This is a genomic window from Daejeonella sp. (assembly GCF_017495225.1).
Lineage (GTDB): Bacteria > Bacteroidota > Bacteroidia > Sphingobacteriales > Sphingobacteriaceae > Daejeonella.
On the sequence record NZ_JAFEIG010000030.1, the window covers coordinates 25,707 to 48,022 of the forward strand.

A 22,316-nucleotide genomic window follows, 5' to 3' on the forward strand; every position below is an offset into this window, starting at 1 on the left:
TCCGTCAGAGTTCAGCGCAGCGCTCTCTACGGATTACCCAATAATTAGAGTCTCCAGACTCCACTATAATTTAAATTCTGTAATACCGCCCCTATCAAGCCAACAATACCTCCGCAGGGATATTTAACTCTTTATGGAATAATCTGGCTAATTCTAGCGTAAGGGGCTTTCTTTTACTCAAAATAGAGGAAACATAGCCTTTACTTCCTACTTTTCCTACAAGATCCTTGTTTTTGAGTCCCAATTCTTCCATTTTTAATTTGATTGCTTCAATTGGGTCAGGGATTAAAATAGGGTAATGTGTATCTTCGTAATGCTTAATCAATAAAAGAGCAATTTGTACTTTTTCTCCTTCAGTAGTGCAAGGATTAACGCCCTTATTGAACATTTCATCCACCCAATTTAAATAGCTTTCGTATTGTTCTTCGGTTTTTATTAGTTGGATTTTCATTGTTATCTCTTTTTAAAATCTATCTTCTCAACGTCAATTTTATCATATTCATTATGCGTACCAAACCACTTTATCTGAATCACTTTAAAAGAAAAAACGATTCTTACAACTAGTCTATATTTATTTCCAGAGATATTAAATACTACTCTATTATCTCCCACAACACTCGCATTAGCATAAATTAGCTTGAGTTCATTGAAATTTTTGCAATCTGCACTTTCTAAATCATGATACCACTCTTGTAGGGCAATTGCAGCCTGAGGATATTCATTCATGTAGGAAAGTAGCGTTTTTCTGTTTATGATATTAAACACCGCGACAAATTTAATAAAAAGTTTTCTAATAGAAAACTTTTAATGATTAATTCTACTATTAAAATTAGAAATGTAGGAAGAATAAGGGTTTTAGGAGATTATTTTGAGCAAACGGTAGTTCTGATAAATAAACGGCAATAAATGACCTTATTATAGCTCTAACTGTCTCTAGTTTCAACGCAGAGGTCTCTACATATTTTCAAATAATTAGAGCCTCCAGACTCCAAAAAATTGTAAATCCATTTCAGGAAAATAAATTAATTGTAAACGCATTGCAGGATTAAATCAAAAATTTATTGGAAAATACAAATGCTTATAAGGCGTTTCCTCCCCCTACCCCCTCTAGAGGGGGACATGCATGACGCCTAAATTTAGCCTTTATAAAAAATTTCACTCACTAAGTTCGGGATGATAGGTGCATGACGTTTAAAAAACGATGTCATCCCGAAACCTGCCCTTCAGCAGGTGAGGGACCTTCGTTAAAATATAATATTAATTCCTAAGCACTCCTACCCCACAAAATCATTAAACTTAGGCCTCAAAAAGCTAAGCTGAATAATCAAAGCTACAAGCACAATAACAGCCAACATCGCAAAATCTGAACCCAAATTACCCGCATCGGTGGATTTTCCTAGTAAATTAGTAATGTAGGCACCTGCAAACACGCCAGTCATGTTCATAACGCCGTAGGCTGTTGCACGGTGTTTTGCAGAAACAAACTGACAAAGAATAGGCATATTATTAGCATCGAACATCCCAAATCCTATCCCAAAACAAACACCAGCTCCAATAACGTGAATTAGGCTAGTCCCGAAGCCTAATAAAAGCAAAGAAGGAATAGTCATTCCTAAACCAATTGCGCTCGTATAAATTCTGCCTTTTAAGTTTTTCTGTACCCATTTATCGGAAAGAATACCACCAAAAATTACTCCCACAAAGGATGAAGCGGCAATGGTTATGGTGGATAGCGGTCCGGCTAAAGTCATAGGAATATCTAAGTTTTCTGCGAATAAGGTTGGAAGCCAGTTTTTTGTGGCCCAACCTGGCAGACTCGGTATAGCAAAGTAAAATAGAATAATCCAAAAGGAAATATTGGTGAAAAGTAAGGCTAAGCCACTAAATAGCGAGCTTCCCTTTTTTATTTGAATTTTATCATTGTCTGTAAATGGCTCAGCTTCGGCAATTTTATCACGCAAGAAAAATATTAATACCAAGGAATAAATAATCCCAATTAAACCAAAAGTGTGAAAGGTAGTCTGCCATGAATAAGCGCTCGCCACAGTCGCACCAAAGCCACCCAAAGCCTGCCCCATGTACAAACCCGTCATGTGAATACCCACAGCTAATGATCGAGTTTTGGTACTATGAAAATCGGCGATTAATGACAATCCAGCAGGGATGTAAAGTGCTTCACTTACTCCCATAATTGCTCTTAAGATATAAAGCTGATTAAAGCTTGTGGCATATCCCATGGCGAATGTTACCCCCGACCAGACAAATAAACTACCGATTATCAGCCACTTACGACTCATTTTATCGGCAATCATCCCAGAAATGGGACTCATAAAGCCATATATCCAAAGAAAAATGGCCATGAGATAACCAAAACTGGTAGCCGATTGAAGTTCAATAATATCCACTTGCATGGCAGGACGCATGGTGGCTAAAATTTGCCTATCCATGTAATTTAAAAGGGCAACTACCCAAAGTAGTCCCACCAATATCCAAGGGTAATTTTTCGAATTCATTGCTTATTTTTTAATGATTGGTCTACCTAACATAATTTGAGGCGTTCTAATGCCAGGTTTTATCTCACCACTCGACAGAATAATGTTTTCACCCCATTTAGTAGCTGTACTGGTAACATGCGCTGGAAAAGGTAATTCGCCAATTTGAAACCAAGTATTTGCTAAAGTATCATAAACTAGTAAGCGGCGGTCAAAACCATTATGATTGATAACCAAATCGTTCTTTTTGGCAATTAGGGCTTCTTTTTCTTCCGGACTTTTAGCTTGTGCAATCTGACTAAGATAATTCTCTATCTTATTGAATGTCAAACCATTATCACCTCCACTAATCAATATAAAATGTTTAGATAGTGCAGTTGCAGTCCCGGCAGAAAAATTAACAGAATTCTTTCCATCAGAAATTGGAGCACCGTAGGTCCATGACTTAGATTGAAGATTATAAATAAGTAGCGTATTATTTAATTTACTTATGCCTGAAGAATCTTTTGAGCGCCCCCCAATCACGTAAATATTTTGTCCCTTTTGCCCATTCTGCACTACAACTGCCGAATTAGCGAGGGCAATTGGCAAATCGGCTAATTTAATCCAGCCGGCTTGTAAATTATCCAAATCAAGGCTTAAAAATTCCTTTGATGAATACACTGGTCCATCACCGCCTATCGCATATACCATATTCCCAATAGAACTTAGAAAAATATTAGTTAGCGCATGTGGCAAATCGGGTAATTCATTGATATCAATTTGATTGGACAGGGAAAAAAAGTTTATCAAAAAGGCCTTTTTAGATAGCCCATTATCATTTTCTCCACCAGCATAAACTATACCTCGAGGAGTAGAAGTATTACCACAGTAGGCAATTGGGAATGGTAATTTGGCATTAAACTTTCTATTCCATTCATAGTTAGACTCGAACTTTTGGAGAATATGAATTTCGTCAGAATAATACTTTTTGCCCCCTTCCCAAGGCATTCTATCGGGGAAATTAGCACCGCCAGCAATCAATAGCGCCTGACCATCTAGGGCATTAATTGCACCCGCAAAGCCAAGAGAATTGCTGCCATCAGAATTTTTTAAGATTGCAATATTTTCCCATTCAATACTAATATTAGAATTCTTTTGAGAAAAAACTTCTGTTTGAATAAGCATGATAAAAATAAAAAAGGGAATAAGATACTTATTCATGGTTAATTAGTCTTTTTGCGACTTAAACTGATCAAAGTTTAATGCGTTTACATCTAATTTAAAGGCTTCAAAATCTTTAGCGCTCATATTTCTTACTGGCAGACGAAACTCACCACAATCGAGTCCGGCAAGCTTCATATAAGCCTTCCCAACTGAAATTCCGCCATATTTACCCAATAAACGAATAAAATTGATTGATTTTTGTTGTAATTCGCCAGCCTTCTTTAAATCATTCGCATTAAATGCATCGATTAAAGCGGTGTACAAAGGTGCGATATAATTGAAAGTGCTTCCAATGGAAGCCTGATTGCCTAAAACAAGTGCAGAGAGCATATTTTCATCTCTTCCCCACATCATTTCATAACGACCATCTTTGAAATTCATGCATGATTGGAAATCCATGAAATCTTCGTGGGTATATTTTATTCCCGCAAAGTTCGGGATTAGTCCGTCAATTGCATTCAAAAGGTCGAACATAGCAATATTTACGCCTGTTAAAACAGGAATATGGTAGTAATAAAAAGGCATATCCGGAATTTGATCGGCTATTGCTTTACAACATTGAGCAAGCATATCCGCATTGGCCGGTTTAAAATAAAATGGTGCTGTAAATGAAACGGCATATAAACCTATTTCTCGTGAGTGTTTAGCGAGGTCGATACAATCAGCGATACATGTCCCGCTTAGGAACATCATCACTTTGAAATCCTCATCATGATTTGAGCAGGCAGCCCAAGCCTCTGCAACTAATTTCTTTTCGGCAAGAGTAAGAGAAACACCTTCACCTGTTGAACCACAAATAAATGCACCTGTTACCCCATTCGACTTTAAAAAACGGTAATAATCTGGAATAATTGACAGATTTAGCTGTCCATCGGCATGAAAGGGTGTGAAAGGAGCTGAAATGAGACCTTTTAAATGATTTTTCATTTGACTTTATTAATTCAAGCAACAAAATGTGCTATGCGATATTAGAAAATTTATCAGAGATATCAATAATATTTGATTTTTTATTGAAAAAACTGATTCGATAAAGCATTGAAAGCCTATCAATTTAGGAGTATTTTAAATAGTAGAAGCTAATTACAGCTTCTACTATTTTTTAATGGTTTAGGTTCCAGGATAACCTGCGTTCTGATCATTTTTCAATGTTTCATCGCTTGTTAAAGTGCTTCTATCTATTGGCCAAAGGACTTTATGAGCCTCTGTAGCACTATTTAGAACTCCAACAAGTGGAAGATCTCTTCTGAATACAAGAGGCACACCAGAAGCATCTTGCATGCGAAGTAAATCATACCAACGCTTTCCCTCTGCTACAAACTCCTTGCCTCTTTCTTCAAAAATAGCCAACTCGTTTTGTTCAAAAGTTCCACTCACAAAAACAGGTGCACCGGCTCCATGAGCGCGAGTTCTAATGATATTAATCTCAGTTGCTGGACTTTGATTTTGCTTATTTTTAATTTCCGCTAAGATCAAATAAGCCTCTGCAACACGATAGATAGGGAAATCATCGGAAAAGCTACGAGCCCCTTCAACAAAAACGCCTAAGAATTTACGAAGGTTAGTAGCTTTAACTGTCCCTTTATTGAAATTCAAGAAAGTTGCATTAGCGCGAGTATCCGTTACATCGTATTTGGCATAAAGATCATACTTGTATTCATAACGAATAATGGTACCTCCACCAGCAACTTGTAATGGATCTGCTGAAGGAATAGCTACGCCTTTATCATCCACATAACCAGTTAATGGATCTGTAATCGCATAAATAAATTGACCATAATTATTAGTCGCTTCACCCTGCTGATATCTCATAGCAAAGATAATTTCACTATTTCCACGACTTGCAGCAATGGATGCAGATTTAAACACATTGGCAAAAGATGGAAGTAGAGTATATTTAGAAATCACCTGCTCAACAGCTGTACGAGCGATTGTAAGATCAGCAGCAGAAGCAGTTGGCGTAGGTGCAGTACCATCAACTTTTACTTTTGCAGACCATAAATAAACTTCTGATTGCAACATCTGGCTCGCGCCTAAAGACCATTGCGCCTTTTGAAGCTTAGTGGTATAGTTACCAGCAAAACTTGCTACAGATTTATTTACATCCCCTTTAATAAAGTCTAAGGTTTCTTTTTCCGTTTTTGCTCTTGGAAGATATGCATCTTGAGAGGTAGAAGGAGTATTTGTAATTACCTTTGGCTCAAGAGCTAAAGGCACTCTACCATAGGTACGGTATAAATGGAAATAATAATAAGCTCTTAATCCATAAGCTTGGCCTAAATAGTAAGCCTTATCAGCAGCACTTAAATAATCTGCTTTTTCTACCTGATAAATAAAATTATTTACCTGAAAAATAGGTCCATAAAAACCTGCCCATCCAGAAATTCCAGGAGAAGACTCACGAATATCCTGACGAATAATTGCCGCAGAGTTTAGAGATGCTGTTCCTGTAAAGCTAGTTCCATCACGTAAGGTACCGCCTCTAAGTTCACCAAGAGTAAAAATAGTAAACTGAAAACCTCTTAATTGGTTATGTAATCCAATCATTGCTCCATCTACTTGTGCTGAAGTCTTCCAGAAACTTTCACTAGCAAAATAATCTTCTGGTGCTAAATCCAGCTTTTGGCATGCGCTGAATGTTACAATCAGCAGGATGCTTAATACACTTTTATATAATTTTTTCATTTTATGTTTTATTTAATTTGAAATGAATTTGGGAATCCCCGTTTTACATTTTCATTATTCTTTAAAATGTAAGCTGAGCACCAAAAATTAAGATTCTTGGTAGTGGATAACCTCCAGAACCGCCAATTCCGATACTTCCAGATTCTGGAGAATATAAAGTTGACTCACTGAAATAAGCCAAATTCTGACCAGAAACAGATAAATTAATATTCTGGCTCTTTACTTTGTTCGCCCAATTTTTTGGTAATGAATAGGTAAGATTCACTTCTCTCAATGCTAAGTAATCTCCTTTTTTATAAAACATACTTGACTCTCTGAAAGTATTATTTTTATACAATTGATCTGCCCAGTAATAGGTTGGGTATTTAGCATTTGTATTTTCAGGAGTGTAGGTATCAAATACTTCATCAGTAGTGTTGAATGTACCTTGAGCATTACTTAAAAACCATGCACGCGGACCATCATAAGAAACAAAACCTAATGCATAATCAAAACGTGACGATAGTGCTAAGCTCTTGTATTTAACATTAGCTCCAAATCCACCAATCCAGTTAGGAACTGTTCTTCCCATTTTTACACGGTCGAAAGAGTTAATGGTACCATCACCATTCACGTCCTGCCATTGAACATCTCCCAAAGCTATTGGGAACACTGTTGCTTTTTGAGCAGGGGTCATTCCATAGTAAATACCCGGACCCACTAAAACCTTAGCCCCTAATAAATCTCTTCTATTTGCATGAGTATAAAGATCAGCCAGATCTCTATAAAGTCCTTGAGCTACATAAGCATAAGCCACATTTGGATCTTGACCTTCTTGAGTTCCACCAACAAATACTAGTTGACCAGTTTTAGGATCATAAACTTCAAAACCTCCAATACGGTTATTTGGCAATCCATTATTAGGTAATTTCAACACTTTATTGGAGTTGTAGGCTATGTTCGCTGAGAAATTAATGGTCCAATCGCTTGTTCTTAATGCATTATAATTTAAGTCGACTTCCACACCTCTGTTTTGCATACTTCCATTATTTGTGGTTAAAGAGGTAAATCCAGAAGTTGCAGGCAATGTGAAGCTAGAGATTTTATCAGATGTTTTACGATCATAATAGGCAATAGATAAATCAAGTCTATCTAATAGACGTGATTCTATACCAATTTCATAAGTTGCAGAACGCTCCCACAATAAATCAGGGAAAGGTAATCCACCAACAAGATAACCTACTCTACCATCATATTTATTTGTTGAGTATGAACCTTGTAAACCATACTGACTAATTCCGCTAACGTTTCCGTTTTCACCGTAACTAGCTCTTAATTTTAATGAATTAATGACATTAGTATATTTTTGGAAGAAATCTTCTTTGTGAATATTCCATCCAGCAGAAATACCTGGGAAATTACCCCAACGATTATTAATCAATCTTGAATAACCATCACGACGTAAGGTTAATGTTAAAAGATACTTTTCATCGTAATCGTAATTCGCGCGACTGAAGAAGGACAAAATAGTCTCTCTGTTGTGATAGCTATCAATTCCACGTCTATCTTTATCCGAATTAGTTAAAGCTAAATCCATGAAATCATCTGAAGGCGCCCCAGAACCTGAAGCAGATAATCCTTTAGAATAACTATCAAAAAATTCAGTTCCTGCCATTATATCAAAATGATGCTTTTCTAATAAAGTAGCGCGATAATTCAATACTCCATTAAAAGTTTGATTTAATATACGAGCAAAGGAGGCACTGCTAGAACGAGTTACGTTAATATTACCTGGACTATTTAAATAATCTCTATTAAATGCTTCGTTAAATCCTTCATCATAGTAAAAGTTACCACTCGCCCTAAAGCTTAAGTTTGGAAGGAAATTAACTTTGAAAGCTTGTGATAAAGTAAATTTATTGGAATTATTTCTTCTTATAAATTTATCATCATTAACTGCTGGATTACCATCAGCAACATCACGACCGATTAATAATTCGCCTCTTTCATTTACACCACGCATTGTAGGAGGAGCTCCTAAAGCACGAGTTAAATAATTGCCTTCACCACTAGTTACTGGATCACGCCATTTGGCATCTGCAAAGTTTAAATTTGACGTAGAAGTTAACCAGGGCTTAATTTTGTATTCACCATTGAAAACAAAAGTTAAACGCTTGTAAAAAGTATTAATTGGCATACCTCCTTCGTCATAAGCACCCAAACCAGCATAATAACTACCATTCTTATTTCCACCAGTCATGGAAACATTATAGTCTTGAGTCAAAGCATAATCGCGCAAAGCGTAATCTTTGTAATTAAAATTGTTGAAAATCAATTCTTTACCAGTAATTGGATCAATCATTGTCTCCCAACCATCTTGTAACTTCACTTTGTTTACATCGTCTAAAAACATGGTACTCCAAACAGCATTTCCAGTAACATTTCCATCTAAGAAATTACCTGCAGCATCTTTGAATAAGTTTCCAGTTCCAAACGGACCAGTTGAAGTTAATTGTGCTAAACGAGACGGCTCATATGATCCAGAAGTCTGAATAGCCTTTCTCGCCCAATACAAATAATCTCTCGCGTTTAAGAAATTGAATGGAATGTTTAGTTTATTTACACCAGTTTTTCCTTTAAAAGTGATGTTTGAAACACCATCTTTACCAGATTTAGTAGTAATTAAAATAACACCATTATTTGCTCTAGCACCATAAATAGCTGTTGCAGATGCATCTTTTAATACTTCGATAGATTCAATATCATCTTGATTGATATCACTGAATCCACTACGAATTAAACCATCTACCATAACTAATGGTGAACCAACACCTCCATAAGAAGTTCCACCACGTAGTACAATGTTCGGAACAGCACCTGGTCTACCAGATGTTTGCTGAACTCTTAATCCCGGAATGGTTCCCGCTAAGGCTGATGCCGGATTTGAACGAACACCAGTTTCCAATACTTTAGGATCTAGTTTAGATACCGAACCAGTAATGGTTGATCTTTTTTGGGTACCATAACCCAAAACAACTATCTCATCTAACTGAGATAAATCCATTCTGAGTGAGGCATTTACAACACTAGATGTTCCAACCGGAATTTCTAGATTCATAAACCCAACAAAACGAAAAAGTAAAACATCGCCTTGACCTGCTGCAATAGAGTAATCTCCATTCGCATCCGCCTGACTAAGAGTTGCTTTACCCTTCACTTGAACTGTTACTCCCGGTAATGGCAGCTTATCGTCATCCGAAACGACACGGCCTGTAATTTTACCGGTTTGAGCTTGTGCAACGGTAAAAAGCAAAAGTGCAATTACCGAAAACAAGCACCTTAATAAGGTATTTTTTGATTTCATAATTCTTTAATTAATTTGTATTATGTACGACATAATACAAACTTGTTTTTTTAATTTTACATTTCCAAATTTTAGATTCATTTTTTTTATTGTTTGGAAAAATAAAATGGTTTAATAAAACCATGATTTTTAATAAATTGCGGCACAAAATGAAAAGCATTAATAGCGATAAGGAGCTTCAAAAGATTGATAACACCTCACTGGTTGATCGTGTTGAGAAGAGAATTATTGAATTTTTAACTGAAAAGAACCTTAAAGTAGGCGATTCAATTCCTAAAGAATTGGAACTTTCAGCGGCTCTAGGTGTTAGCAGAACAGTGATACGTGAAGCGCTGTCACGATTACGCATGATCGGATTACTGGAATCCAAAAAGAAAAAAGGTTCCGTAATTACGAGTCCAGATATCATTTCCATCATCAGTAAAAGCATGGATCCCAGACTTTTAGATGATGATACTTTGAAAGAGATTTTCGAAATGCGCTTGTCTTTAGAAATTGGAATGGCCGATTTTATTGTAGAACGTGTTACAGATCAAGACATCAAAGAATTGCGTCAGATAGTTGCAAACGATCCTCCTAGATCTTACGACACCTTATTTTTAATTGAAGAGGAGATTAAGTTCCACGGTAAACTCTATGAAATTACCAGAAACGAAACCTTAAAAAAATTCCAAAAACTTTTGCTTCCCGTTTTTAACTATGTCCATTTAAGTGGTTTACTAAAAAAACCCATGGATAACAAAAAATACGCCTCACACAAAGAATTAGTGGATATTATTGAATGTAGAGATGCTGAGGCCTTTAGAAATGCTATGCGAAATCACCTAGAGAATCATTTCGCACGAATTTTCTCATAAGAATTATTTTTTGAAGCATCGCAAGTTTCGAATAAATAATTTCCTGCAGAACCTAAATCATTTAATTCCCAGGGTAAAATAATCTTCGAATTTAGAATAGAGAAAATATTAAATCGGTGAAGCTTATTAATTATTTTGCCTTGAATACAGGAACTATAGGATCGGTATAACAGAAGACTGATATTTCTTACGCGTATTGGTATAAAATGTAAGTCGCACAGTACCTTTCTCAATAGTTTTATCCATATAAAAGCCATAAAAATGTGTTGTATTACCATTATTTAAATGCTGCATATTGTACATTTTAATGGTTATACTATTATTTTTTTCGTTGTTGAATACCGTTTTTAAGTTTACTTTTTTTAAATCCATGAATGATTTTGGGAGCAAGGCAGGTTTGTATGCCGACTTATAAGTGATTTCGAAAATGACACTATCCATCATCAAGAAATTATCGAAAATATCAATTGTGCCAACTATATTTTTACCATAAGTGAGCTCCGGCTGATTAAAAGCAGCCATATTAGGGTCATTCTTAAAAGCAGGGCTTAAAGTCCTTTTAGTTTCTTGACCGTATGCCAGTACCGCAAAAAACATCCAGAAATAAATTGTTAATACCTTAAACTTGTTGATACTATTAATTGACATTTTGGTTTTACCTATAAAAAGAGGCTATATCAAAATAAACCGATACAGCTTTTTTTCGAGTTTTACATTGCTTGTAGACACCAGCTCAAATCTGTGAAATCAGGTGGTTCTGGCATTTTTCCTCATCTAGAGTAGGCGGGATAGCCGTGATCTGCTGTTTATAATAAGGCTTAAAAAAGACTTGTCTCACTGCCATAAAACATCTGTTTTGCTACGTAAATCAGATGATTATGCCCAACAAATAAGACTAGAAATAAAACAAATTACTCGAAATCAGAAAGTTATTCCCTGAAGATAAAAAGAGGCTGACCATGATTTATGATACAGCCTCTATTGAATAACTATTTAAAGAAATAACCAATTGAAATACCAACAATGTTGTTTTTCCAAGTCGATTCACTATTATTAGTCCAGTTACTTAGTCCTAAATTGTAATTAGTAGAAATAAGTAACTTTTTTGAAATTTGATATCCTACTAAAGCATTTACCGCAAAATCAAGTCGTCTAATTTGACCTTCTTCAGATCCAAATTCAATATCTTCTGAATCATCATCTTCTTTATATTTACCATTAAGATTGTACCCTAGTGAAGGACCCATACCAAGAAAAATACCTTTAGCCGAATCTTTTCTATAGACAAAATTAAGTGGTAATTCTAATGAATTAAAAGCATAAACCTCTGATTCGTCCTCATCAGAAAATTTAGCACCACGACCACTAAATAATAATTGTGGCTGAAATGACAAAGATTTACTCATTTGAAAATCAGCAATTAAACCAAAATGTAAGCTGGTACGTGATTTTAATTCCTGTTCTAGCTCATCGTCATTGCTACTTACATTATTTATATTCAAACCTGCTTTAAATCCTATTTTAGTTGTTTGAGCAAAAACGATGCTTGCAGGTATAACCAAAAGGGCAATAAGTATTAACTTTTTCATGATTGTTTTGAAATTTAATTTATAGATTGAGTTTTATTTACATTTAATGAGAAACTGATGGCTATATCCGAATGCCCTTTAGAGGAATCATTATTCGGTCCCTTTAAGAGGAGTTTATGCATCAATTTTAATAAGACCGTACCTTGTCCCACCCTATTTCCTGTCTTCCACTGCGTTATCAAGCCTAATGGAAAGCCATTAGCATCCCTATCTTTTTTCTCGATAGGAAAAGTCAAGCCAGATAATATATAAAAACCATGAAGGATGATTGGGTATCCCATAGTTTATATTGTTCTAACAATTTGGCTTACTAGTAAGCGCCACCTATCGCAACCTCATCGTCACCGGTAGCATCTATAATTTTAGTAAGGTTTGTTCCATCTATGTTGACCACGTATATGTCTCTATCGGTGTTTCCAACATTCGGAGTTAGTGACGTGAAAAACACCTTTGTTCCGTCTGGAGATAGTTTTGGCAGGGTATCATCGTCAAATTCCATACCCGTAGGCAAGCTGATGTTAATTAAGGTTTTCGCAGTGCCATCATATTTTGCTGTCCAAATTTGTAAGGCACCAGCGCTATCATTCCATCTATAGTACACTATTTTGTTAATTTGAGTTGAGGCTGATGAAGCTTGAGCTACCACATCTTTCTTACAACTCATTTGAAATAAAATCATAGCTAGAGAAAATAGGCAAAGGGAAATTGAACCCATTAATAGTTTTTTCATGTTTTTAATTGTTTAATTGTTAGTAAAATTAATTAATGGTTAAATGTAGCGCTCGTAATTACGCAACAAAAAAACAATTAGAAAACGGTATGCTCTATTTAGAAAGCGGTAAATTTTAGCTTTGATTGAACACAGATAGCCTTAAAAGCACTTGGTGTCCCTTGTTTATCTGTTCAGGGAATGGAGTATGGTAAGTCAAAGAAAATATCTTATCTGGATAGGTTTGCTGCAAAATATCTAAACGCTCCTTAATCATATGAAGTGCTTTAGATACATGCTCGCTATTATTATGATTATTTTGGCTAATTCCCAAACCGTTATCAGTTAGGTCAATTGTTAATACATCTTCATTCAAACTAAATTTTAAGTCTATTAAACCATCATTTGTTTGTAAGTGCGATACCCCATGCAATATTGCATTTTCAATAAAAGGTTGCAATACCATATTTGGAATCTTTAATTCATTTTCCTTAATATTCTCACCTACAGTTATTTGAAAATTAAAATTATTGAAACGTATTTGCTCTAACTCTAAATAAATTTGCAATCTCTTTATCTCGTCTGCCACAGTAATAAAAGGTTCTGCTGCTTGTGATAAAAACAGACGTACCAAACGAGCCAATTTTGCCAAATGCTCGCTGGCCTTTGCACCCTGCTGACTATTAATATAGTATTGAACTGCATTTAGCGAATTGAAAATGAAATGCGGATTCATCATTGCTGCCAATGCACTTTGCCTTAACTCTAAAATTTTATTGTTGATGAAAATTTCTTGGCTCTGTTTCAGTTTCAACTTATTCACTTGCCTATAGTATAAAAACCAAACTAAGGCTATAATGATTAATGTTGCGGCCAAAACAAACCACCACTTTAAATAAAAAGGATAATTGCGATATACCTTAAACGTTTGTGTTGACCAATCAGAATTTACATCCCTTACCCTTACACTCAATTGATGAGAACCATAGGCAAGGGACTGGAAATTGATATTTTCATTTGGATTTTGAATCCAATCTTGATTGTCTATCTTATAGTTAATAACCTGATTTTTAGGATGGTTATTAGTTTGAATGACTAAATTTAAACTGAACTGATCTTCACTATGATCTAATTTGATCTCATTTTGTACTTTACCTTTACCTTTAAAAACTTCAAATATTGGTTTGGAGAATGAAGAATTAAAAATTTCTAAATCAATTTTGGCTAAACCCTCTTTTGTAGCAACAAAAAGTTCATCTCCAAAAACTGTTACGTTGCTAACTTCATTACTTGGCAAAAAATTATACTTGTTGAGGAAGAATTTTCTGTTCTCATTAATAATAAATAAACCACTAGATGAACATAAAAAGATATTCCTACCTATATTCTTTATTTTGCGAACTTCTCCAATTTGTACATTGTTAATTTTCTCAATGCTGTCTACAATTTTTTCATTAATTAATTTATAAACTTTTTTATTTGCCGCAACCCACATCGTATCGTTCATAAAGGTGAAATCAGAAATAAATCCTGTAATTTTCACCTTCAAATCACGTACATCGCTCAGGCTGTTATCATCAAACTTTCTAATATTTATTTTTTCTGAATTATTAAAGTAGTACTGATTTTTATGGTAAACTACATTGTTAACCTTCTCAGTAGCATGATTTGCAGACAATAATGATTTAGACACTCCATTTTTAAAACGTACCAATTGCGGAGATACCGTTAACACATAAGCACCAGTTTTATCGGTCTTTAAAAGCTGTCGGCCTGCAACCATAAACAGCCCTAATTTTTTATCCCATCGAGCCGCCAAATTATCTTGAATTAGCAGTACTGGCGCTTGGTTATAATCGTCAACTTTTATATCCCCCTTATATTTATTAACATGACTAAGCTTATCATTTTCGAAGCTGTACAGGTTAAACCTCGTACTTATAAAGAGTCGTTTTTTATTTTGAGAAAAGGCAAAACCATTAAAAAAATTTTCGGCCGTTGAGCTTTTAAAACTTTGTATAAGCGTGCTTGGAATGCAATATAAGCCTTCATCGTGTGTGGCAATCCACACTTGACCCTTTTTGTCGCTATATAAAAAATTAATGTTTTGCTCGCTGCTTAAATTTAAGGAATTACTAATATTGACCCATGTTTCGTTTTGAAGCATGAACAACCCTTTTTTCTGAATATTTAGCCAGCAGTTTTCGTTATTATCTGTTATAAAACTAAAGTTGTAAGAATTGGTATTGGTTTTAAACGATGCGGTAAGTGGCATTGGAATTTTAATCTGACTTAAAATTTTACCATTAAAATCAACAATAAACAATAAATTATCGTCTAAAAGACAAACGTCATTCTTTCTGAAGATAATTTTGTGCAACAAACTTATTTGAGTCGGCAGGGGTATTCGATAGGCCTTATAAACGATGTTATTATTAACAATTTCTATTTTTTCGTTATTTTGAACATAAAAAGGAAGAACCATTTTAGTTCGGAAATTGTAAGATTGATTAACTTGCTTTTGCTTGCCACTTGTAGTTAGCAATAAATATTGATAACCCATATTGTTTGGTAAACGATTAAACCTGTTAAAAAGTAAAATTTCATTCCCCGTAGTCAATATTTCATTATAATAACTAGTGCTAATATTTGTATTTATTATTTTACTGTTTACCAGCTTTTGTAATTGACCGAAATAGGAAACCGCCCAAACTGTACCATTTTTATCTGCTGTTGAAGCCACAACATAGGGCCTGCTTAGTCCGTTGTTGATGTTCAAATTGTTAAATTGATTTCCATTAAAAATGGCAATGCCATTGTCTGTCCCTAAAACAATATTTCCCTTTTTATCTTCGCAGATACTATAAATGGTATTGCTGGGTAAACCATCTTCGGTTGTAAGTTTTCTATATTTAAATTCAAATTGCGCTTTGACAATAGTTAAGTTCAGGACAAAAAATAAAGCTATAAAAATTGCTTTTTTCATTATTTATCCTTTTAAACTATCATTGAACTTTTTAAAGTTTCTTCGCGAAATGGGCAATACATCGCCTTGGATAAGCTCTACAAAAAAACCATCATTTGATAATACCTTGGATACATATTTCAAATTAACTATGTATGATTTATGTATGCGTTCAAAATCTATTGAAAGCGCATCTTCAAAATACTTTAAGGTTTTACTTAATGTTAATTTTCTGTTTTTAGTTAAGTAGAGCGTTGTCAAATTATCGAAGCCATTTAAATATATAATATCTGAAAACTCAATTAAGGATTTTCCACCTTCGTATGATAACATGATCTTATTTCCAGAATTTAAATTATTAGCTGTTTCTTGCGCCTTATAGAATACTAAAACCTTGTTTATAGCCTGTTCTAACTCTCCTAACAAAATGGGCTTTAAAATATAATCTGTTGCCCCAGTTTTTATGGCTCTTAATGCATATTCTTCATGGGCAGTAACAAATACAACTTGAAAATCCCTCTTTGGAAAATGATTCAATAAATCAAATCCATCCTCAACAGGCATTGAAACATCCAAAAAAAGCAATTCTACTTTATTTTGCTTTATAAATAGCCTAGCCATTTCAACAGTCTTAAAACAGCCTACAAGCTCAATATTCGAGAAATTCTGAAGTAAAATTTCTAAATTTTTTAGATTTAATTCTTCGTCATCAACAATTATAGTTCTTAATCGCATAGAATATTATTAATCAAAAATAAAAATTATTTCAATCAGATTTAATAAATAGTATTTCAAACGAAAAATAATTTCTAAATTATATTTTTTATTGCTCGAGTAGAATTTAGTACTTGCGACAATGGTTTGATAAATCAATACTAGTTGCGCCTCACCCTAATATTTTAAATAAGCGCAAATTGTTATATTTAATTATAATTTGCTGATTATGAAACGTAGAGAAATCTTAAAAGGCCTAAGTATTTTACCTTTAGTGGCCAGTACTGGTGCCGTAGTGGGAAAACAATCGCTTTCGGAAAATCCAATTGATAAGGCTAATTCTGATGAATGGTTCCCCAAAAAAGAACTTATCAAAACAGCTGCAGGCTCCTGCATACGCTCTGGCAATTTATTATTTATTGGAGGCATTGGTGGTTGGTATGCACGCCAACGCACTGAACCGGGTGATATAAAAGTTCAAATACGAAGTGTCCTTACAACCATGAAAGGCATTTTGGAAGGTGCTGGCTCATCCATGGCAAATGTGCTTAAAGTACAAATGACGGTCGCCGACCCAAATAAAAACATAGCAGCCCTAAATGAAGCCTACCAAGAATTTTTCCCAGAAAACCCACCAACTAGATCATATAGTGGCTCCAAAATTAGTCAGATGGGTCGAGATGGCATTTTATGCCGGGTAAGCTGCATCGCTTATGTAGATTAAATGATAGAAATAAATCAAAATATTTATGAATCGTAGAAATGTATTAAAAAGTCTTTCCATTTTACCTTTAGTAGGCGCTGCGGCAGTAATTCCACAAAATGGACAAGCACAAGAAAAACCGAAAAGGAATCAGTGGACTCCCAAGAAACAAGTTATTCGTAAAAGTAATAGCGGTGGGAACACAAATCCTACAGTGTCTGGCGCGACTAAGCCCGCATCTGTACTTTCAGGATGCATTCGTTCTGGTCATTTATTATTTCTCTCTGGAATTGGGGGTTGGTATGCCGAAAGAAGAGCAGAACCGGGAGATATTAAAGTCCAGATTCACAGCGCCCTAACAACCATGAAAGAGGTTTTGGAAGAAGCAGGCTCATCCATGGCCAATGTATTAAAAGTACACATGACGGTAGCAGAACCCAATCAAAATATTGCTGCATTAAATGAAGCTTATCGCGGATTCTTTCCTGATCCAGCACCTGTTCGCTCATACACGGGCTGTGGTATTGATCAAATGGGTCGCGATGGTATATTGGTACAAATTGATTGTATTGCGTATGTAGATTAAGTAGAATTAGACGATAGCTTAAAAAAGCTCAATTACTAAACCTAAATACACCTAGTTTTATTGATGTTTCGATGTGCTTTATTTGAGTAAGCTACTAAACAACTTAAGCTCAATAGAATCATTTGTTGCATCTATCATTTTTTGAAATGTCAAGCCCAATTTACCTAATAATTTAATGGAAGCTTTATTTTCAGGATTTGTTATTGCTAAAATTTTATTGATATTCAATTGGTTTTTAGCATATTGCAAGGTTTGTTGAGCAATCTCAAAAGCATAACCTTGTCCCATATACTTCGGTAAAAAAGCATAACCGATATCAGGGAATTCGAGAGTATCCCGTTTAATTATCCCACAAATACCAATAGGAATCTTCTCGTTTTTAAGTTCAACTAAATATAATCCGTAACCATTATCTTGATAACTTTTAATTGGGCCATTATTCAGATAATCTCTAGCCTGATCCTCTGTTTTAACATTTCTATCTCCAATATATTTTAACCAACCATCCGAATTTAATAGTTCGATAATAAATGAAGCATCACTTTCATTTAACTCACGTAATGCTAATCTCTCTGTTTCAAGAATATAATTCATCAATCCTTATTTATTAATCAAAGTCAATTTCACCCTTATCTCTTCAGCCACATCAGCCATCTCAGTCCCATTCCTAATCCAATCAATTGCAATTGCCCTAATCTGATCCTTCAATTTTGAATCCTGAATATAATTTACTGGCGATTTCCCATCCATCCGCGCCAATAACATCAAACCTAAATGAGGAATTAAATTTTGAACTCGATACTCATAATTATCTAAAAATGTGATTATTAGAAGGAATATTTCTTCGTGTTTATTTAAATGCCAGCCTTTTAACATCAAGTGTCCCAAACAATAAGCCACATCAAAAACGGGATTCCCCCAATGGGCTACCTCGAAATCCAATAGCACTATCTGTCCCTTTTCTTGAACCAGCATATTTTTAGGAGAAAAATCTCCATGAACCAAACATGTTTTTTCTAAGGTTAGCTCATCAATTAACTTATTGATATCTATCTGTAAATCAGGATATTGCTGAATTAAAAAACTATGGAATGCTTCAATTCGCAACTGAATAAAATAGCTCTGGTCTTTAAATTCCGATTGATGTTTTTCATCAATTTTATGGCTAAATACGTGGATTTGACTAAGTAGTTTGGCTGAACTTTTTGCACTTTCTGGATTAAAAACACCCCGCATCATCTGACTTTTCCAGGTTTCGGAAGCATCCCTCACAAAAGTCATCATGTACACATGATTTCTATAATCTACATGAAGAACTTTTGGTATTTTAGAATCAGGGACAAGCAAATCAATTTGCTGCATAACTTCATGTTCCCTGTGAATACGCTCCACATCAGAGAACCAATCAGCCTCTACATCCAACTTCGGTAGCGCTTGTTTTAATACCCATTGGTCTGTGTTTCGGATAATCTTCCAAACCCTACACGAAACACCGCCAGGCAAATGCACCACCTGTACTTCATCATCAAAATGTACCAGACCCTCTATAATCAGGTATTGCTTAACCTTTTCAAAAGAATCAAGTTCCATTTATCTTACCAATAAATTCCGTACATGGCTGCTACAAAGCCAATTACAATGAGAGCCCCAACAATAAATGCTGGCGTGGGTTTAAACATGCTACTATCCACTTCCAATCCCACAGGTTTTACTCCATTCCGATTTTCATACATACTGATAAAAAACATCAAGACCACACAAATCAGAAATACAAAACCCATACGGTCGATAAACGGAATTTCATAAACTCCTTCCGCATTTGGTATGGCATAACCTGAAGCATAAAGGAATTCTAAATCGATATAATTTGGTGAGATTTTAAAGAGCACCGACAAGACAAAACCGCCAATAGTTGCAAACAAAGCAGCATTTGAAGTAGTTTTCTTCCAGAAGAAGCCCAAAATAAACATGGCAAATATTCCAGGGGATACAAATCCAGTGTACTCTTGAATGTATTGGAATCCGCCTTTTTTATCAATTCCTAAATAAGGAGCAATCGCAACAGCCATAATCATTGAAAGAATAATGACTAAACGACCAATTTGTACTTGTTTCTCTTCGCTTGCCGCCGGATTGATTTTCTTCTTATAAATATCTAAAGTGAAAATAGTCGCAATGCTATTTGCTTTTCCTGCCAATGAAGCCACTACCGCAGCAGTTAATGCCGCAAACGACAATCCTTTAAGTCCCACAGGCAATAAATTCAACAATACCGGATAGGCACGATCTGCTACTACCTCCCCATTCAGGGTCATTTCAGAACTAAATACTCCTTCTTTATACAATACAAATGCGGCAATACCAGGCAAAACAACAATCACAGGCATCAATAATTTAAGAAAGGCTGCAAATAAAATTCCACTTCGAGCAGTCTGTAAATCCGCGCCTAGCGCCCTCTGCGTGATATATTGATTACAACCCCAATAATTTAAGTTAACAATCCACATACCCCCGACTAGAACTGCCAGTCCCGGTAAATCCATATAATAAGGATCATCCTTCTTAAAGATCATCTTAAAATGATCGGCAGAATTCTCTGTCATTAGGTTGAAACCATTTAATGCACCCGATGATCCATAATGCTCTGCAACCAAATCTAAAGCAAGATAGGTGGTCACTAAGCCTCCCAAAATCAAAAATACAACCTGAATCACATCGGTATAGCCAATTACATTCATCCCCCCAAGGGTAATTATCACGGCAAATACCGCCAAAGCCATCATACAAAGTCCGAAGTCTAAACCCGAAATACTACTAATTGCCAATGCCCCCAGAAAAAGTATGGATGTTAGGTTTACTACAATATATAAAAGAAGCCAAAAAACTGCCATAATCATGGCTACTGTATCATTATACCTCGTTTTTAAAAATTGAGGCATGGTATAAATCTTATTCTTGAGATAAATAGGAATGAAAAATACAGCTACAACAATCAAGGTAATTGCTGCAAGCCACTCATAAGCCGCAATGGCAAGTCCCATTGTAAAGCCCGAACCACTCATGCCAATAAATTGCTCAGCAGAAATATTGGAAGCAATTAGCGAAGCTCCAATAGCCCACCAGGTAAGCGAATCTTTTGCTAAAAAATAGTCTTTAGAATCTTCGTGCTTCTTTTTCTTATACACGTATAATCCATAAGCACTAACAATTATAAAATAGACAAAGAATACTAAGTAGTCGAGGTTTTGCATAAACGTTAAAGATTGAATGATTAAACCTATAAAAAAAATCGGAATAATTTATCTCCAGAGTTTATGATTATTTGATAAGATCAAGGAAATTTCTTAGAAATGAGGAATAATAGTCTATTTATATTAATATAAAAGATATAAATTACCTAAATTAGATATAATTTTAATATACAGTTAACTCCCCCCTGAGGTCAGTCTCCAGGTATTCAGCAATTTTTTTATTGCTTTTTACATTGCCTAGAAGATACATAAGCTTGGTCACTGCCGCCTCAAAGGTCATATCATATCCGTTAACCACACCCATTTCTTTGAGCTCTCGGCTGGTTTCATAGCGTCCCAATTCAACAGTTCCTACCTTGCATTGAGAAATATTCAAAATCAACTTACCTGCCTTTATGGCATCTCTCAACTGATCTAGAAACCATTTCTGTGTAGATGTATTTCCAGACCCAAAGGTTTCCATAATGATGGCTTTGCAATTTGCAGAAAGTGCGGATTTTACTATTTCGGGACTAATTCCGGGATATAATTTCAAAATTCCGATGGCGCTATCCAATTTGGTGTGGAACTTAATTGGTTCATCACTAGGTTTTAAGATATCGTTTCTGTTGAACCTTAGATAAACTCCGGCCTCGGCAAGTACAGGGTAATTTGGTGATCTAAATGCTTCAAACTTCTCTGAATTATATTTAAAAGAGCGGTTTGCGCGGAAAAGTTTATAATCAAAATAAATACACACCTCAGGAACCATGGCCTTGCCTTTACGTTTTTCAGCAGCAATTTCTAATGCGGTAATTAAATTCTCTTTGGCATCTGTACGAATTCCATTAACCGGCAATTGTGAACCGGTAAAAATTACTGGCTTGGTCAGATTTTCAATCATAAAGCTCAAGGCTGATGCCGTAAATGACATCGTATCTGAACCATGAAGAACCACAAAGCCATCGTAATTTTCGTATTCCTTTTCAATGAGTTGAGCTATTTCTTTGTACACCTCCGGACTCATGTTTGAGGAGTCGATTAAGGGATCGAAGGAGTGGACTTTAAACTTATACTTTAGCCTTTTTAATTCGGGGACATGGTCTGTAATCTGCTCAAAATTGAAGGGGACAAGCACCCCCGATTTTGGATCATTAATCATACCGATTGTTCCACCAGTATAGATAATCAGAACATTAGTCATGGATTCCTAAATTTATGTTTTGGCTATTAAATATAT

Annotated in this window: 20 protein-coding genes; 3 read left to right on the top strand and 17 right to left on the bottom strand. The window is 35.2% G+C overall.

What is annotated here, in order from left to right:
* Window positions 1-94: 94 nt before the first annotated feature.
* The 7 genes from QZ136_RS11340 to QZ136_RS11370 all read right to left on the bottom strand — a co-directional run bounded on the left by QZ136_RS11340 (window position 95) and on the right by QZ136_RS11370 (window position 9,723).
* Entirely contained in the window at window positions 95-451 is a 357-nt protein-coding gene (locus QZ136_RS11340; RefSeq protein WP_291403585.1) for a transcriptional regulator, read from the bottom strand.
* A 2-nt stretch (window positions 452-453) separates the two neighbouring features.
* On the bottom strand, window positions 454-765 hold the full coding sequence (locus tag QZ136_RS11345) for a type II toxin-antitoxin system HigB family toxin (protein ID WP_291403587.1): 312 nt from the start codon (window positions 763-765) through the stop codon (window positions 454-456).
* Between the two features lie 509 nt (window positions 766-1,274).
* Complete coding sequence (locus QZ136_RS11350; protein ID WP_291403589.1) at window positions 1,275-2,513, bottom strand: MFS transporter; 1,239 nt, start codon at window positions 2,511-2,513, stop codon at window positions 1,275-1,277.
* A 3-nt stretch (window positions 2,514-2,516) separates the two neighbouring features.
* Window positions 2,517-3,695 carry a kelch repeat-containing protein gene (locus QZ136_RS11355; RefSeq protein WP_291403591.1) on the bottom strand — a complete coding sequence of 393 codons (1,179 nt, stop codon included), beginning with the start codon at window positions 3,693-3,695 and terminating at the stop codon, window positions 2,517-2,519.
* Window positions 3,696-3,701: 6 nt separating this feature from the next.
* On the bottom strand, window positions 3,702-4,625 hold the full coding sequence (locus QZ136_RS11360) for a dihydrodipicolinate synthase family protein (RefSeq protein ID WP_291403593.1): 924 nt from the start codon (window positions 4,623-4,625) through the stop codon (window positions 3,702-3,704).
* Window positions 4,626-4,805: 180 nt separating this feature from the next.
* Window positions 4,806-6,380, bottom strand: a complete 1,575-nt coding sequence (locus QZ136_RS11365; RefSeq protein ID WP_291403595.1) for a RagB/SusD family nutrient uptake outer membrane protein — start codon at window positions 6,378-6,380, stop codon at window positions 4,806-4,808.
* A 61-nt stretch (window positions 6,381-6,441) separates the two neighbouring features.
* Window positions 6,442-9,723 (bottom strand): SusC/RagA family TonB-linked outer membrane protein, encoded by a 3,282-nt coding sequence (locus QZ136_RS11370; protein ID WP_291403598.1) that lies wholly within the window; start codon window positions 9,721-9,723, stop codon window positions 6,442-6,444.
* A gap of 149 nt (window positions 9,724-9,872) precedes the next feature.
* Between QZ136_RS11370 and QZ136_RS11375 the strand changes: the two genes are divergently transcribed.
* Entirely contained in the window at window positions 9,873-10,580 is a 708-nt protein-coding gene (locus QZ136_RS11375; protein ID WP_291403600.1) for a FadR/GntR family transcriptional regulator, read from the top strand.
* 153 nt (window positions 10,581-10,733) lie between these two features.
* Here the strand turns inward: QZ136_RS11375 and QZ136_RS11380 are convergent, their stop codons facing one another.
* The 6 genes from QZ136_RS11380 to QZ136_RS11405 all read right to left on the bottom strand — a co-directional run bounded on the left by QZ136_RS11380 (window position 10,734) and on the right by QZ136_RS11405 (window position 16,578).
* The gene (locus tag QZ136_RS11380) at window positions 10,734-11,228 is read right to left on the bottom strand and encodes a hypothetical protein (protein WP_291403602.1); all 495 of its coding nucleotides are present in this window, start codon (window positions 11,226-11,228) and stop codon (window positions 10,734-10,736) included.
* A 341-nt stretch (window positions 11,229-11,569) separates the two neighbouring features.
* Window positions 11,570-12,169, bottom strand: coding sequence for a porin family protein (locus tag QZ136_RS11385; RefSeq protein WP_291403604.1), 600 nt, complete (start codon window positions 12,167-12,169; stop codon window positions 11,570-11,572).
* A 14-nt stretch (window positions 12,170-12,183) separates the two neighbouring features.
* The gene (locus tag QZ136_RS11390) at window positions 12,184-12,450 is read right to left on the bottom strand and encodes a hypothetical protein (RefSeq protein ID WP_291403605.1); all 267 of its coding nucleotides are present in this window, start codon (window positions 12,448-12,450) and stop codon (window positions 12,184-12,186) included.
* 29 nt (window positions 12,451-12,479) lie between these two features.
* Window positions 12,480-12,833 carry a hypothetical protein gene (locus QZ136_RS11395; RefSeq protein ID WP_291403607.1) on the bottom strand — a complete coding sequence of 118 codons (354 nt, stop codon included), beginning with the start codon at window positions 12,831-12,833 and terminating at the stop codon, window positions 12,480-12,482.
* 181 nt (window positions 12,834-13,014) lie between these two features.
* On the bottom strand, window positions 13,015-15,864 hold the full coding sequence (locus QZ136_RS11400; RefSeq protein ID WP_291403610.1) for a histidine kinase: 2,850 nt from the start codon (window positions 15,862-15,864) through the stop codon (window positions 13,015-13,017).
* Between the two features lie 3 nt (window positions 15,865-15,867).
* A complete protein-coding gene (locus QZ136_RS11405) occupies window positions 15,868-16,578 on the bottom strand; it encodes a LytTR family DNA-binding domain-containing protein (RefSeq protein WP_291403612.1) in 711 nt (236 codons plus the stop codon).
* 208 nt (window positions 16,579-16,786) lie between these two features.
* Here QZ136_RS11405 and QZ136_RS11410 point away from each other — a divergent pair, with 208 nt between their 5' ends.
* Together QZ136_RS11410 and QZ136_RS11415 are read left to right on the top strand one after the other, a co-directional pair.
* The gene (locus QZ136_RS11410; RefSeq protein WP_291403614.1) at window positions 16,787-17,281 is read left to right on the top strand and encodes a RidA family protein; all 495 of its coding nucleotides are present in this window, start codon (window positions 16,787-16,789) and stop codon (window positions 17,279-17,281) included.
* Between the two features lie 25 nt (window positions 17,282-17,306).
* Window positions 17,307-17,846, top strand: a complete 540-nt coding sequence (locus tag QZ136_RS11415) for a RidA family protein (protein ID WP_291403616.1) — start codon at window positions 17,307-17,309, stop codon at window positions 17,844-17,846.
* Between the two features lie 78 nt (window positions 17,847-17,924).
* On the opposite strand, the gene QZ136_RS11420 is transcribed toward QZ136_RS11415, so the two are convergent.
* The 4 genes from QZ136_RS11420 to QZ136_RS11435 form a co-directional block, all read right to left on the bottom strand.
* Complete coding sequence (locus QZ136_RS11420; RefSeq protein WP_291403618.1) at window positions 17,925-18,440, bottom strand: GNAT family N-acetyltransferase; 516 nt, start codon at window positions 18,438-18,440, stop codon at window positions 17,925-17,927.
* A 6-nt stretch (window positions 18,441-18,446) separates the two neighbouring features.
* Window positions 18,447-19,436, bottom strand: a complete 990-nt coding sequence (locus QZ136_RS11425; RefSeq protein ID WP_291403620.1) for a phosphotransferase — start codon at window positions 19,434-19,436, stop codon at window positions 18,447-18,449.
* Between the two features lie 5 nt (window positions 19,437-19,441).
* On the bottom strand, window positions 19,442-21,097 hold the full coding sequence (locus QZ136_RS11430; RefSeq protein WP_291403622.1) for a sodium/sugar symporter: 1,656 nt from the start codon (window positions 21,095-21,097) through the stop codon (window positions 19,442-19,444).
* A gap of 163 nt (window positions 21,098-21,260) precedes the next feature.
* Window positions 21,261-22,280 (bottom strand): type I asparaginase, encoded by a 1,020-nt coding sequence (locus tag QZ136_RS11435; protein ID WP_291403624.1) that lies wholly within the window; start codon window positions 22,278-22,280, stop codon window positions 21,261-21,263.
* Window positions 22,281-22,316: the final 36 nt, after the last annotated feature.